At 46.7% G+C, this 14,086-nt stretch carries 13 protein-coding genes and 1 tRNA gene; 12 read left to right on the forward strand and 2 right to left on the reverse strand.

The features are described 5' to 3' along the window. Window positions 1–191 precede the first annotated feature (191 nt). The 5 genes from polA to NYE45_RS09435 all read left to right on the forward strand — a co-directional run bounded on the left by polA (window position 192) and on the right by NYE45_RS09435 (window position 5,873). Entirely contained in the window at window positions 192–2,846 is a 2,655-nt protein-coding gene (gene polA / locus NYE45_RS09415) for a DNA polymerase I (RefSeq protein ID WP_340016475.1), read from the forward strand. Between the two features lie 118 nt (window positions 2,847–2,964). Further along, a complete protein-coding gene (gene mutM / locus NYE45_RS09420) occupies window positions 2,965–3,801 on the forward strand; it encodes a DNA-formamidopyrimidine glycosylase (RefSeq protein WP_169478690.1) in 837 nt (278 codons plus the stop codon). 90 nt (window positions 3,802–3,891) lie between these two features. Beyond that, window positions 3,892–4,707: an MntP/YtaF family protein gene (locus NYE45_RS09425; RefSeq protein ID WP_340017343.1), complete on the forward strand. Its 816-nt coding sequence runs from the start codon at window positions 3,892–3,894 to the stop codon at window positions 4,705–4,707. Between the two features lie 9 nt (window positions 4,708–4,716). Next, window positions 4,717–5,313 carry a dephospho-CoA kinase gene (gene coaE, locus NYE45_RS09430; RefSeq protein WP_340016476.1) on the forward strand — a complete coding sequence of 199 codons (597 nt, stop codon included), beginning with the start codon at window positions 4,717–4,719 and terminating at the stop codon, window positions 5,311–5,313. Continuing rightward, window positions 5,310–5,873, forward strand: coding sequence for a lytic transglycosylase domain-containing protein (locus NYE45_RS09435; RefSeq protein WP_062833563.1), 564 nt, complete (start codon window positions 5,310–5,312; stop codon window positions 5,871–5,873). The genes coaE and NYE45_RS09435 overlap by 4 nt, the downstream gene beginning before the upstream one ends. Before the next feature lie 82 nt (window positions 5,874–5,955). Here NYE45_RS09435 and NYE45_RS09440 read toward each other — a convergent pair whose 3' ends face one another. Next, a complete protein-coding gene (locus NYE45_RS09440; RefSeq protein ID WP_053783555.1) occupies window positions 5,956–6,177 on the reverse strand; it encodes an alpha/beta-type small acid-soluble spore protein in 222 nt (73 codons plus the stop codon). Between the two features lie 116 nt (window positions 6,178–6,293). Here NYE45_RS09440 and nrdR point away from each other — a divergent pair, with 116 nt between their 5' ends. Both nrdR and NYE45_RS09450 read left to right on the forward strand, forming a co-directional pair. Then, a complete protein-coding gene (gene nrdR, locus NYE45_RS09445) occupies window positions 6,294–6,761 on the forward strand; it encodes a transcriptional regulator NrdR (RefSeq protein ID WP_062833564.1) in 468 nt (155 codons plus the stop codon). 185 nt (window positions 6,762–6,946) lie between these two features. Next, window positions 6,947–7,019, forward strand: a tRNA-Ala gene (locus NYE45_RS09450). A 125-nt stretch (window positions 7,020–7,144) separates the two neighbouring features. Here NYE45_RS09450 and NYE45_RS09455 read toward each other — a convergent pair. Continuing rightward, window positions 7,145–8,566, reverse strand: coding sequence for a PLP-dependent aminotransferase family protein (locus tag NYE45_RS09455; protein ID WP_340016477.1), 1,422 nt, complete (start codon window positions 8,564–8,566; stop codon window positions 7,145–7,147). 159 nt (window positions 8,567–8,725) lie between these two features. Between NYE45_RS09455 and NYE45_RS09460 the strand changes: the two genes are divergently transcribed. From NYE45_RS09460 to NYE45_RS09480, 5 genes are all read left to right on the forward strand, one after another. After that, the gene (locus NYE45_RS09460) at window positions 8,726–9,781 is read left to right on the forward strand and encodes an LLM class oxidoreductase (protein WP_340016478.1); all 1,056 of its coding nucleotides are present in this window, start codon (window positions 8,726–8,728) and stop codon (window positions 9,779–9,781) included. A gap of 4 nt (window positions 9,782–9,785) precedes the next feature. After that, window positions 9,786–10,346 (forward strand): methylated-DNA--[protein]-cysteine S-methyltransferase, encoded by a 561-nt coding sequence (locus NYE45_RS09465; RefSeq protein ID WP_340016479.1) that lies wholly within the window; start codon window positions 9,786–9,788, stop codon window positions 10,344–10,346. A gap of 114 nt (window positions 10,347–10,460) precedes the next feature. After that, window positions 10,461–11,810, forward strand: a complete 1,350-nt coding sequence (locus NYE45_RS09470) for an FAD-binding oxidoreductase (protein WP_340016480.1) — start codon at window positions 10,461–10,463, stop codon at window positions 11,808–11,810. A 139-nt stretch (window positions 11,811–11,949) separates the two neighbouring features. Further along, the gene (locus tag NYE45_RS09475) at window positions 11,950–12,783 is read left to right on the forward strand and encodes a helix-turn-helix domain-containing protein (RefSeq protein WP_340016481.1); all 834 of its coding nucleotides are present in this window, start codon (window positions 11,950–11,952) and stop codon (window positions 12,781–12,783) included. A gap of 191 nt (window positions 12,784–12,974) precedes the next feature. Further along, window positions 12,975–14,024: an NAD(P)/FAD-dependent oxidoreductase gene (locus NYE45_RS09480; protein ID WP_340016482.1), complete on the forward strand. Its 1,050-nt coding sequence runs from the start codon at window positions 12,975–12,977 to the stop codon at window positions 14,022–14,024. Window positions 14,025–14,086 lie beyond the last annotated feature (62 nt).

Consider the following 14,086-nt stretch of genomic DNA (forward strand, 5'->3'; position numbering starts at 1 on the left):
GCAATAATACCGAAATGAAGGACTTTCTCCCGGGTGGCCTGTGCACAGGCTGTCTGCGGAGAAGGTTCTTTTTTTGCGAGTAAAAATGATGTGAAAAGATGGCTATTCTTTTTGATGTGACAGGTGGGTATGGTATCATGAGAGTAGATGTAATTTGAAAAGGTTGACCATATGATACGCGAGGTGCTGGAATGGACAAGTTTATTCTTATAGATGGAAATAGCATTATTTACAGGGCGTTTTTTGCAATGCCGCCTCTGACCAATTCGAAAGGTCTGCATACGAATGCGGTATATGGCTTCACCACGATGCTGCTGAGACTGCTTGAAGAGCATAAGCCTACACATGTCATGGTTGCATTTGATGCAGGCAAAATCACGTTCCGCCACGAAGGGTATCAGGAATACAAGGGTGGTCGGGAGAAAACACCACCAGAGTTGTCTGAGCAATTCCCTTTGCTCAAAGAACTGCTGAAAGGACTTGGCATCGCTCAGTTTGAGCTGGCTGGATTCGAAGCGGATGACATCATCGGAACGTTAACCAAACGCGCAGATGAGGCGGGCAGACAAGTGCTCGTTGTATCGGGTGACAAAGATATGCTGCAGCTTGCCTCCGAACATGTACATATCGGGCTGACGCGTAAAGGGGTAACCGATATCGAGCTGTATGATCCTGCTCAGATTAAGGAGCGCTATGGTCTGACGCCGTTGCAAATCATTGATCTCAAGGGTCTGATGGGCGATGCGTCCGATAATATTCCGGGGATTCCCGGAGTTGGAGAGAAGACAGCATTGAAGCTTTTGCACCAGTTCGGATCGGTAGAAGATGTGCTGAACGGCACAGGTGAACTGAAAGGCAAAATGAAGGAAAAGATCGAAGCACACGCCGAAGATGCCCGGATGAGCAAACAACTCGCGACAATTCACCGAGAAGTACCGCTGGAGCAGACGTGGGAGGATATGCAATTCGCCGGATTAAAAGAAGAACATGCTGGCCCTGCATTGGCCAAGCTGGAATTCAAATCTTTGCTCGAACGCCTGTCATTCAGTGGCAGCATCGGTTCTGAACAGGAAGCGGTCCCTGCTGCCGAGGTGCAATCCTCCATTGCAACAGAGGACACGATCAGTGAGCTGTTCAGTTCGCTCGATTCCATTGATGTACTCCACGTGGAAACACATGGGGATAACCCACACCAAGCGAAACTGATTGGACTAGCTGTAGGTTCTGCTGGAGCATATACATTCATCTCTCCCGAATTGCTTCAATCCGAGGCAGCAGCTCCGGTGCGGGCATGGCTTGGTAATTCAGAGCAGCCGAAGCGCGGGTATGATCTTCATCGTGTAGACCTGGCTCTGCATGCACATGGCATTGAATTCGCTGGTGCGTCATTCGATGTACAACTGGCGGCGTATTTGCTTGATCCAACGGAATCCAACCAGACGATTAGTGGACTCACGACCAAGTATGGTCTGCCATCACTTGTGGAGGATGACACGGTTATGGGCAAAGGGGCTAAGTACAAGGTGCCGGAAGTAGAGATCTTGGGCGATTTCCTATGCCGCAAAGCAGCTGCAGTAGCAGCCATTATTCCACTTCAGGAGCAGGTGCTGGAAACGGATGAGATGAATTCGCTGTTCCATGAGCTGGAAATGCCGTTGTCACGCATATTGGCAGACATGGAGAAACAGGGCATCAAGGCCAATACAGCCGATCTGCAAGCCTTGGGCAGTGAGTTTGAAGAGCAGATCAGCAGGTTGATGGCTGAGATCTACAAGCTGTCAGGAACGGAATTCAATCTGAATTCACCGAAGCAGCTGGGTGAGATTTTATTTGATAGACTGGGCTTGCCAGTGGTGAAGAAAACCAAAACCGGTTATTCCACAGATGCGGAAGTATTGGAGAAATTGGCTCCTTATAATGATGTGGTCAAGCATATTCTGCAATATCGTCAGCTTGCCAAGCTGCAATCCACTTATGTGGAAGGGTTACTCAAAGAGATTTCCGATCGCGATGGCAAGGTGCATACGTATTACCGTCAGACCATTGCTGCAACGGGACGGCTTAGCAGTCAGTTCCCGAACTTGCAGAACATTCCGATTCGGATGGAGGAAGGTCGCAAAATCCGGAAGGTATTTGTTCCTTCCGAGCCAGGATGGTCCATTTTGGCAGCAGACTATTCCCAGATTGAACTGCGAGTACTGGCCCACATTTCGGACGATGAGCGCTTGAAGGAAGCGTTTGTCAACGATATGGATATTCATACGAAGACCGCTTCGGATGTATTTGGCGTCAAGCCTGAGGATGTGGATGGTGATATGCGTCGTTCCGCCAAGGCAGTTAACTTTGGTATCGTGTATGGAATAAGTGATTATGGCTTATCACAGAACCTGCACATCACACGTAAAGAGGCTGCGCAGTTTATTGATCAGTATTTTGAAGTATTCCAGGGTGTGCGCCGATACATGGATGATATTGTGAAGGAAGCTCGCCAGGATGGTTACGTCAAAACGTTGTTGGAACGACGTCGCTACCTGCCAGAGATTAATGCCAGTAACTTCAACCTGCGTTCTTTCGCAGAGCGTACGGCGATGAATACACCGATCCAGGGAACTGCGGCAGATATCATCAAGCTGGCCATGGTACAGATGGATGAAGCGCTGCGGGAACGCCAGCTGAAGAGCCGCATGTTGCTTCAGGTGCACGATGAGCTTGTATTCGAAGTGCCTGCCGATGAATTGGAATTGATGAAGGAATTAGTACCTTCGGTCATGGAAAAAGCATTGGAACTGTCGGTTCCACTGAAAGCCGAAGTCAGCTTTGGTGATAACTGGTACGAAGCGAAATAAATCAAGCGCCGCGCGGTTTTTCCGGTATTTTACAATAGACCTTTCCATGTTTTCGATATAAGAAAAGGGTCCCGCTGAGCGCCATCTTCCGTTATAATATAGGGGAGGTGAGAACATCATGCCGGAATTACCGGAAGTCGAAACAGTCAGAAGAACATTGAATCAGCTTATTGTGGGCAAGACCATTGATCATGTTACCGTTAGCTTGCCGCGGATTATTCAGCGGCCGGACGACATAGATGCATTTGCACTGGAACTCGCGGGACATACCGTCATTGGGGTGGAGCGTCGAGGCAAGTTTTTGCGTATTTTGCTGGACGGGCTGGTGCTTGTCTCCCATCTGCGGATGGAAGGAAGGTACGGTGTGTACGAGCAGCATGAAGATGTGGAGAAGCATACCCATGTGATCTTCCATTTTAATGATGGTACGGAATTACGTTATAAGGATGTGCGTCAGTTCGGTACGATGCACCTGTTCAATGCAGGTGAGGAACTGGTATCGAAACCTTTGCTGAAGCTGGGACTGGAGCCGCTTGATCCGGCCTTTACGGTAACTGCATTCCGTGAGGCGGTTGGCAAGCGCACAACCAAAATCAAAGCTGTGCTGTTAAATCAGGCATATGTGGTCGGCATTGGGAATATTTATGTGGACGAGGCTCTATTTCGCGCAGGTATCCATCCCGAGACCATCGCCAAGACACTGACGGAAGCTCAGTTAACGGTGCTCCATGAAGCGATTGTGGCTACGTTGCAAGATGCAGTGAATGCAGGTGGATCTTCCATCAAGTCCTATGTGAATGGACAGGGTGAGATGGGCATGTTCCAGCATCAACTGAAGATCTACGGACGTAAGTCAGAGCCGTGTGCAACATGTGGTACGTTAATCGAAAAAACGGTGGTTGGTGGCCGTGGTACGCATTTTTGTCCGAACTGTCAGCCGCTGAACATGAACTGAATGAACGAAATGATGAAATCATAGCACCCTTGGATTCCTCCCTCCATATACTGATATGGCAGAAATAAGCGGGCGTATACCCATACTGGCATCTTCAGTTGGCACGAGTACCGCACAGAGGAGGAATCCGGGGTGCTGCATCATTTTATTTCATTGCTGGCGCTTGCTTTGGCGCTTAGTTTAGATGGTTTTGGAGTCGGGATTACATATGGGTTACGGAGGACTAAGATTCCCCTGTTATCTATCGCTGTTATTTCGATCTGTTCGGGATTGGTTATTGCCTTGTCGATGCAAGTAGGTGTGCTGTTGTCCCATGTGGTGTCACCGGATATCGCTTCGATTGTGGGAGCCGTCATATTGATAGGCATTGGTGCATGGTCACTGTTGCAACTTATTCGAAAGCAGGGCAAAGAACAGCTGGAAACAGACACTAGAACGAACGAGGGAACGGAAACAACGGCAACTGGAGTTGGAGAAGCACAAGAGACACTGACGGATTCAAAAGGCAGGAACCAGGTGCTTGCGCTGGATTTGGAGCAGTCGGCTTCAGGTGGATCGCTGGAACGCATGGTATTTACACTGGAGCTGCGTAAGCTTGGGGTCGTCATTCAGATTCTTCGCAGTCCCTCCAAGGCGGATATGGATAACTCGGGGAGTATATCTGCCCAAGAAGCGATGTGGCTTGGTATTGCCTTGTCTCTGGATGCGTTTGGAGCAGGATTGGGAGCGGCACTTCTGGGATTCCCTACACTATGGACGGCACTCATTATTGCGCTGTTTAGTGGGGCGTTTCTGTCACTCGGCATGAAGGTTGGCCTGCGATTCTCAGCTCTGCGCTGGATGCGAAGACTGTCTGTATTGCCAGCACTATTGTTAATGATTATGGGAATAATGAAGCTGTTATGAGGTGAAACGATGAATATAGGCTTAACCGGCGGGATCGCGACAGGCAAAAGCAGTGTTTCCGCCTATCTCGCCAGTAAGGGAGCGTTGCTCATCGATGCAGACGTGATTGCCCGGGAAGTTATGATGCCCGGGCATCCCGTTTTGGCCGCCGCTGCTGAGCGGTTCGGACAAGCCATACTGAACGAAGATGGAACACTGGATCGGAAAAAGCTCGGAAGCATTGTTTTTCAACAACCAGAGGAACGAAAGGCATTGGAGGCCATCACACACCCGGCAATCCGTAGAGAGATGCGCGAACGGGCCGCCGCATACGCGTTGCAACATCCGGATAAACTTGTGGTATCTGATATTCCTTTGTTATACGAATCGGGTCTGGAAGATGGTTTCGAGGAAGTGATGGTTGTATATGTTCCCAGGTCTGTTCAACGAGATCGCTTGATGAGTCGGGATGGAATGACTGCGGCACAGGCTGAAGCCCGGATGGATGTACAGATGGATATTGAGCGCAAAAAGCAGCTTGCAGACATTGTCATCGATAACAGCGGCTTATGGTCAGAGACGGAGCAGCAAATTGACTCATATCTACAGCGTAAGGGTTTGTTATGAAAATATTACGCAAGAAACGTGTACTGCTGTTGATGTTTGTGTCCTTTGTACTCGTGCTATTTCTGAATACAAACTGGATGGCATGGTTCTATCCGATTCATTATAAGGAAGAGATTCGCGCCCAATCCCAGAGTTATGAGGTTGATCCGTTTCTGATTGCTTCCATTATCAAGGTGGAGACCAATTTTAAGACAAGCAAGGAATCCAAACGAGGTGCCATTGGGCTCATGCAACTGATGCCGGACACCGCGAACTGGATACTGGAACAAGCCAAAATTCCAGACACTTCGCTGGAGGAATTGAAGCACGAGCCTGAACGAAATATTCAATTAGGCACATGGTATCTGCGGAATCTGTCCGATCAATTCGATGGCAATGAAGCGGTTATGATCGCTGCCTATAATGCGGGTCCAGGTAAAGTAAACAGTTGGCTCAGAGATGGTGTATGGGACGGCTCATTCGATACGGTGAAAGATATTCCGTTTGGTGAGACGCGTCACTATGTACAAAGGGTCATTTACTATTATAATCAGTATGTAAAGATCTATAATACGTTCTGAGTATATAAGTAGAAGCACAGAGCAGACCGGTTGTTCACCGGCCGCTCCATGCTCCTCTGTGTAGCGTATTACGATGCAGATATTATTGGTATTGACCTGCCAATTGCTGTTCTGCAATTGTTACCAGACGCTTCGTGATGTATCCACCGATCGAACCGTTCTCGTAAGAAGTCATGTTACCTTGGTATCCGTCTTGTGGGATGCTGATTCCGAGTTCTTGAGCAACTTCATATTTCAGTTGTTCGAGGGCTGCGGAAGCTTTAGTTACCACCAAGTTGTTGGAGTTACCGTTGCTTTGTGCCATTGCTGTTCACCTCCTCGCGGGTTGGTAAAAGTATTATGTGTCGGCAATGCGTTTTTCATTACAAAATGAGTACAGGGAATATGTGGTAAAAAGTAAAACGTGGGAAGTGATCTGATTTGAAATGTCCTTATTGCGCTTTTCTGGGCACCAAAGTCCTTGATTCAAGGCCGGCTAATGAATCAAAGTCGATTCGTCGCCGTCGTGAATGTGAGCAGTGCGCCAGAAGATTTACAACGTTTGAGATGATTGAGGAAACACCATTGATCGTTATTAAGAAGGATGGCAGTCGGGAAGAGTTCAGCCGGGACAAGATTCTCCGTGGGCTTATTCGTGCCTGTGAGAAACGCCCAGTCTCTGTAGAGACGCTGGAGATGATGGTATCTGAGGTAGAGAAGTCTTTGCGTAATACAGCCGATGCTGAGGTCGAGAGTCGCCAGATTGGTGAGCTATTGATGGAGCAGCTGTTTCCAGTCGATGAAGTGGCGTATGTGCGCTTTGCTTCCGTGTATCGCCAGTTTAAGGATATCAATATGTTCATGAAAGAACTAAAATCCCTGTTGTCCAAAGACAATCTGGAGGATTAGTGAAGTGGGTAAGGGGAGAAGAGCAGTCTGGGGTTCCAGTCCGTATGTGCCAGTGAAATCGGTTGTTCTTCTCCAATCACTTTGGAGCTTCAAAAAGTGATTGACAGCGAAAGCTGGATTTTATATGATATAGGAGTCGCCTGCGGAACGTAGCAGTGCTGGACAAGCTATTCATTTCATATCCTGGGGCCTTAGCTCAGCTGGGAGAGCGCATCGCTGGCAGCGATGAGGTCAGGGGTTCGATCCCCCTAGGCTCCATATAGCAGTAAAAAAACACGCCTTTAATGGCGTGTTTTTTTGTTTTGCACTTAAATTATCCATGATACGTTGCCAGACTAGCCTTCAATTCATCTAATTACCGCGAAAGACTCAATGTAACCTTATCATTCACCATCTCCAAACCAAGCACGATGAAGTGAATGTACGCCCTCTTGAATATCCTTCATACTCAAACCGCCAAAACCGATCTGAACCATGGATTGCTCAGCCTGAGCTTGTTGTGCCCAGAAGGGCGATACAGGATAGACTTGGGTACCTTCCTTTTCAGCAGTGGCAATCAATTGCTGCTCATGCATTCCATTATGTACACGCAGCAAAATGTGAAGTCCTGCATCCTCACCAATGATTGTCACGTTAGAACCCATCAACTGCTGAATCGTTGAGATTAGTGTGGATTGCTTTTGTCGGTATACTTTGCGCATTTTGCGAATGTGGGCTTCCCAATGTCCATTTCTCATAAAAAGTTCCAAGGTATTCTGATGAAAACGTGAAACGGTCTGATCATACAGGCGGTAGTTATGCTTATTATGAAGCTCCAGCAAGTTTTTAGGCAGAACCATATAAGCAATACGTAATGAAGGAAGCAGGCATTTTGAGAAAGTCCCCAGGTACACTGTATGTTGATGGCTATCCAGACTCTGCAAGGAAGGTATCGGCTTACCGACATATCTGAACTCGCTATCGTAATCGTCCTCGATAATAATGCCATTCTGGTCTGCTGCCCATTTCAGTAATTGCATTCTCTTGTGGAGGGGCATGACCATGCCATAGGGGAATTGATGAGACGGTGTAATATACACGATGCGGGACTGACTCTCATAAAGCTGCTGAATATGAAGCCCATCCGTTTCCAGCGGAATCGGACGAAGTTGTAGACCATGATGTTGAAAAATCGTCCGAGCACCGTCATAGCCAGGCTCTTCCATCGCTATACTGTGGTTATCGGGTCCTAATAATCCAGATAACACGGCAAGTAAATATTGAATGCCAGCACCTATCATAATTTGATCTGGTGAACAATTCACGCCTCTTGACCCGTGCAGGTACTTGGCAATTTCCATTCGAAGGCCAGGTTCTCCGAGAGGATCACCATAAGAAAATAAGGCCTGATGGTTCTGTTGTAAGCTTAGATTGGATAATTTACGCCAAGTGGCAAGTGGAAAATGCTCAGCATCCACATCACCATATCGAAAATCGTACGGGATCGTTGGATGAGCCAGTGATTGACTTTCCGATCCTTGTTTACCAACATGAGGCGATGAGGATAAGGAATCCAATTGCAGATCCATAACGTATAAGCCACTTCTTGGTTTGCTTAGCACATAGCCTTCTGCCAATAACTGCTGATAGGCCAAATCAACGGTGTTACGGCTAATGTGTAAGTGTGCAGACAGGGATCGAATGGATGGAAGCCGTGTCTGGGCTGGCAACTTTCCGTTCATAATTTCTTTCTTAATATATTGATATAGCTGGGTGTATAACGCTTCTTCGGACTCTCTCTTCAGCAATAAGGTTAAATCGATCATCTATAACCTCCTATTGGTTTTGTCAACTGACCCTATAATATAGTTTAGTTTTGTAACTACTTATGGGGTCAATGGACGATTACAATTATATCACGTCCTGTCTGGGTGGGAACAGCACTCCATGACGGGGATCACCATTGCTTTAGGAGGAGACTTGAATTGGATAAAAAAACAGACTCCATTGGACAAATGGAGAGAGGTCAACAATCCGCACTGAATGTGGGTGCATTTCATAATCATCCCGGTTTCCGGCGTATGTTTGCCCCTGATCAATTGACAATAGGCCTATTTCTACCGCTTAGATTTTATACGGGTAACATGGATGTTCTGAAGGGTCAGGCTGACCTGGTAGATATAATCGATCAACAACATTTTGCATCCGTGTGGGTGCGTGATGTTCCGCTATTTGATCCTGGATTCCGAGATGCCGGGCAGGTATTCGATCCATTTGTTTATCTGGCCTACCTTGCTGCAAGAACCAAAAATGTATCCCTGGTAACAGGAAGTGCCATTTTCACGCTTCGCCATCCGATTGATTTAGCCAAGGCAGCCGCTTCCATTGATATACTTTCGGGCGGACGACTTGTACTAGGCATTGCATCAGGTGATCGTCCTGCTGAGTTTCCGGCATATGGATTACATGTGGATCATCGGGATGAGCGTTTTCGTGATACCGTAAAATTCTTTCGTGAACTGGTTCAGCATAACAGTCCCACGATTCAATCTTCGCTTGGTCAAATGAGTGGGCTTGATTTGTTACCTAAGCCTGCAACAGGTGGTATACCACTTGTTGTGACAGGTTCAAGCAGGCAATCCTTGGATTGGATCGCAGAGCACAGTGATGGTTGGCTTACCTATCCTGAAGCGACGGCCAATGATTCCGGTCCTCGCATGCTTGGACGTAAGATCAATGCATGGCGTGAAAAAATACCTAATGGCATGTTCAAGCCGCATATGACGAACGAATGGATTGATCTTGTGGAAGATGTCAATTATCCTCGAACACCGCTTCGTGGCGGGTACATATTACGTACAGGACGTGCAGGTCTGATTCAGCTATTGGAGGAATGGCGAGCAGTCGGCGTTAATCACGCTGCACTTGGCATTCAATTTTCGAGTCGGCCACCCGCCGAGGTGATTCAGGAGTTGGCGGAGGAAGTGTTGCCGCTATTTCCGACACATACAGGTACAACTCCAATAGCTACCGGATGGTAAGAGAATGAAGTCAATTCATACTGAAATCTACTGGACAACCTTTACACACAGCCTGTTCAACGACTTACCGGTGAATGTAGCTGCAACGGAGCGAGGATTATGCCTGATATCTATGCCGAATGATACCCATATGAATATGAAGGAATGGGTCACCAAGAAGTTTGCTCATGCAAATCTAGTTGAAGATCAGAACAGGCTTTGTCCATATGTGGAACAGTTGCAATGGTATTGTGAGGGGAAAAGTAAGGCATTCGATATTCCTCTTGATCTACAGGGGACGAAATTTCAGATATCAGTGTGGCAAGCGTTAATGACGATTCCATATGGGCAGATTCGCAGTTATTTGGAGGTCGCGAAGATGATCGATCATCCCAATGCCATACGTGCAGTCGGCACCGCCAATGGAGCGAATCCGATTCCGATTGTCATTCCATGCCATCGTGTCATAGGCAAGAATGGAACATTGACTGGTTATAGTGGTGGATTAAAGATGAAAGAAAAGTTGCTTCAACTGGAAGGATACGATAGGTACACGGTTTCGGGCTACCCTAGGTTTCAATTTTAAAAGTAAAATTATTTTCACACATTCGCCCATTCCCTCCGCGAATGCCCTTCATACAGTATAAAGTGCCTTGTGTTGAAATACTGTAGAACATTTGATCAATAGGGAGTGGGACGTGTGAAATCATCAACAAAGCTAACCGGACGGGTTATTTATAAAGGAGATCCGGGATATGAAGCGGCGCGTAAAAACTGGGACCCGCATACCGACAAATATCCTAAAGTCTTTGTATTTGCTCAGAAAACGAAAGATGTCTCCAATGCCATCAAATGGGCTCGTGAAAACAATGTACCGATCAGGCCGCGTAGTGGCAGACATGCGCTTGAGGTCAATCTTTCACAGGTTAACGGCGGAATTGTCATTGATGTGAGTGATTTGAATTCCATCAAGCTTGATAAAAAAAATGGAACTGCTGTTGTTGGAACAGGAAACCGAGTGGGAAGAATTGCGAATACCCTCGCGAAGCAAGGATTCATAGCTCCTTTTGGTGATAGCCCTACCGTAGGGATCGGTGGAATTACATTAGGTGGGGGAATTGGGCCTCTCCAGCGTACCATCGGTCTTATCAGTGATAACCTGCTTGAGGTAGAGATGGTGGATGCCAACGGAAAAGTGATTCGGGCCAATAAAAATCGCAATGCAGATCTCTTTTGGGCCTCACGAGGAGGGGGCGGTGGTAACTTCGGAGTATACACCCGTTACAAATTCAAAGTGCGCCGTGCTCCAGCGAAGGCGACTGTATTTAAGATTACCTGGCCATGGGCTCAATTCGAAAAGGTGCTCAAAGTATGGCAGAAATGGGCGCCCGCTGTGGATACAAGATTGGGTAGCGAATTATCCATCGGACCGAAAAAGGGCGGCAATGTTGTCATGGAGGGACTGTTCTTAGGGTCAAAAACAGAGGCTCTCCGTCTATTGCAGCCGATTACGAGTGTTGGCACACCGACGAGCTCCATTGTTCGTTTGTTACCTTATACGGAAGTTGTAAAATTCTTATTGCTTCCTGATCCGATCGAGACTCAGAAGTTCAGTAACCAGTTCTCGTCCGGATTTGGACGAAAACCATTCCCCGACAAAGCCATTAAATCGATGCGCGCATTTTTGGAGAACTTGGAAGAGGGGCCAGGCGGGTTCTATTTCCTCAACTGGGGCGGAGCAGTAAGTCGCAAATCACCTAGATCAACCGCCTTCTTCTGGCGTAAAGAGAAGTTCTATGTGGAATGGACCAGTACGTGGCTCAAATCATCCCATGCCGCCAAAAATATCGCACTCGCTCGTAATACTCGCAAGAAATTGCAACCATACATTGTGGGTTCCTATATCAATGTTCCAGACCAAGGGATCAAGAATTCCGGTCCAGTGTACTATGGAGCCAACTATGCCAGACTGCGGAGAGTCAAAGCCAAGTATGATCCGAAAAATGTGTTCAACAATCCGCAAAGCATCACGCCGGCTCGGAGAGTATAATCCATTGTAACCTGTTCAATTCCTATTCAATGAGTGAAGAAACACGCCTTAATTGGCGTGTTTTTTGCTATGTATGTTAGTATAAATGCCAAAACCGAAAATGAAATCAAGTCATTGATATAGAGAGCAGGTACACGCCATGATTGATGTAGATCAATTAGCCAACACATTTGCAAGCAGTCATTATGAGATACATGAGGTCAACCGATTGGTGATCCAGCCCAGAAGTATACTGCGTGAATTTAAAACTCTGAAGTACGGGTTTCTTTTTGTAATGCGTGGAGAAGCACGAATGACGGTCAATGGAACGATATACGAACTACAATCCGGGTCCGTGTTTCATGCGGCTCCAGGTATGAAGATGGATTCCCGAGTGATCAGCGAAACCGAGTATGAATACTACGCTGTATTCTATGGGGCGGACAAGATGAATGAGGAAAAAAAACAAGACGTCCACAATGCATTGAAGGTCCATTTCAAAATGGATCAGGCAGTCAATCCGAGGATCGTAGAATTATTGGCGATGTTGCAAGAACATGCTTATCATCCGGGGGGAATGGAAAAGCTTCGAGTGAAGCAACTATTTCTGAGTATCATGGTCGAGGTTCTAATGGGGTATAGGCAGCGGGAAAATGTAACTTCTCCAAGTGAACAGGTCATTGAGGAAGCTCTGTCCTACATTAATGTCAATTACATGAATCCACTAACACTGGACGAGTTAGCAGAGACACATGGCATGAATTCGAAGCAGTTTTCCTATTTTTTTCACAAGTATACGGGATTTCGACCCATTGATTATGTCATCCATCATCGGATGGAGAGGGCAAGGGATCTGTTGAAGTCTGGGCATTTTCTTATCCGTGATGTTGCAATCAGTGTAGGGTATCCCAATCCGTTATATTTCAGCAGAGTTTTTAAAAATAAATTCGGTGTATCACCCTCAGCATATGCGGATCAGTTAGAAAGCCATTAATACTAATTCCAACATGTACTTGAATTAAATTAGATAATAATACATATGGAATTCGTGATTTGTGTATTCGCATGAGCGCCCATCCTTGCTATCATATTTAATGATAATGAGAATCATTATTAATATATGTTTCCAATACGTGAACCGGCCCATCATTGGGCAGAACATATTTAGAAATGAGGGCATACAGGATGAACGAGCGTGAAGTATTTGATGTAACCATTATCGGCGGAGGACCCGCTGGTTTATTTTCGGCCTTTTATAGTGGACTGCGTGAGATGAAAACGAAAATTATTGAATTCCAGCCCTATCTAGGAGGGAAGGTACATGTCTATCCTGAAAAGATGATCTGGGACGTAGGAGGATTACAACCTGTTCCCGGTGCCCAGTTGATCGAACAGATCGTCAATCAGGGACTGACATTTCAGCCAGAGGTAGTTCTTGGAGAAAAGATCACGTCCATATCCAAAGATGAACAGGGGTATTTTGCACTGCACACAGCCTCCACAAAGGTGCATTACTCCAAAACCGTGATCTTGGCTATCGGCGGAGGAATCCTGAAACCAATCAAACTGGAGATTGAAGGAGCAGAACGTTTTGAAGTGTCCAATCTACATTACACCGTCAAATCACTCTCCCGCTTCAAAGACAAAACGGTTCTCATTTCCGGTGGAGGGAATGCGGCGATTGATTGGGCGAATGAACTCGCACTTATTGCCAAACAAGTCTATCTGACGTATCGGAAAGATACTTTGAAGGGGCATGAAGCTGAAATATCTCGTCTTGGCAACAGTTCGGTCGAGTGCCTGCTTAATACAACGATCGAGAAGTTGGTCGCTACAGATGATCATCAACAGATTGAGACCGTTGTGCTGAAACGCAATGAGGATGGCGCAACACTTGAGCTGGCAGTGGATGAGGTCATCATTAACTATGGCTATGAGCGTGATAAGGAACTGCTGGTCAACAGTCATATTCAGATTGATATGAAGGATCATTGGATTGCAGGAACTCCGGTCAGCGAGACATCCGTACCGGGTATATATGCTGCGGGTGATATTTTGCATCATGAAGGAAAGCTTCATCTAATTGCCGGTGCGTTCCAGGACGCAGCCAATGCTGTGAATCGAGCGAAGTTGCATGTGGCACCTGATGCGAATGCACACGGGATGGTCTCCTCGCACAATGATTTGTTTACTCAGAAAAACCGCGAATTGATGAAAGATTTGTACACCAAGTAAAGCGGATCTGAAGTGAACGTATTTTCAAAAGAAAACTAAAAAAGCCGCCCTCGGTCTTATGA

Source organism: Paenibacillus sp. FSL K6-1318, assembly GCF_037976905.1.
GTDB classification, from domain to species: Bacteria; Bacillota; Bacilli; order Paenibacillales; family Paenibacillaceae; genus Paenibacillus; species Paenibacillus amylolyticus_A.

Bases quoted from the DNA above. Each gene is read 5' to 3' on its own strand.
- polA (WP_340016475.1), top strand. From the start codon at position 192: ATGGACAAGTTTATTCTTATAGATGGAAATAGCATTATTTACAGGGCG.
- mutM (WP_169478690.1), top strand. From the start codon at position 2,965: ATGCCGGAATTACCGGAAGTCGAAACAGTCAGAAGAACATTGAATCAG.
- coaE (WP_340016476.1), top strand. From the start codon at position 4,717: ATGAATATAGGCTTAACCGGCGGGATCGCGACAGGCAAAAGCAGTGTT.
- NYE45_RS09435 (WP_062833563.1), top strand. From the start codon at position 5,310: ATGAAAATATTACGCAAGAAACGTGTACTGCTGTTGATGTTTGTGTCC.
- NYE45_RS09440 (WP_053783555.1), bottom strand. From the start codon at position 6,177: ATGGCACAAAGCAACGGTAACTCCAACAACTTGGTGGTAACTAAAGCT.
- NYE45_RS09455 (WP_340016477.1), bottom strand. From the start codon at position 8,566: ATGATCGATTTAACCTTATTGCTGAAGAGAGAGTCCGAAGAAGCGTTA.
- NYE45_RS09465 (WP_340016479.1), top strand. From the start codon at position 9,786: ATGAAGTCAATTCATACTGAAATCTACTGGACAACCTTTACACACAGC.
- NYE45_RS09475 (WP_340016481.1), top strand. From the start codon at position 11,950: ATGATTGATGTAGATCAATTAGCCAACACATTTGCAAGCAGTCATTAT.
- NYE45_RS09480 (WP_340016482.1), top strand. From the start codon at position 12,975: ATGAACGAGCGTGAAGTATTTGATGTAACCATTATCGGCGGAGGACCC.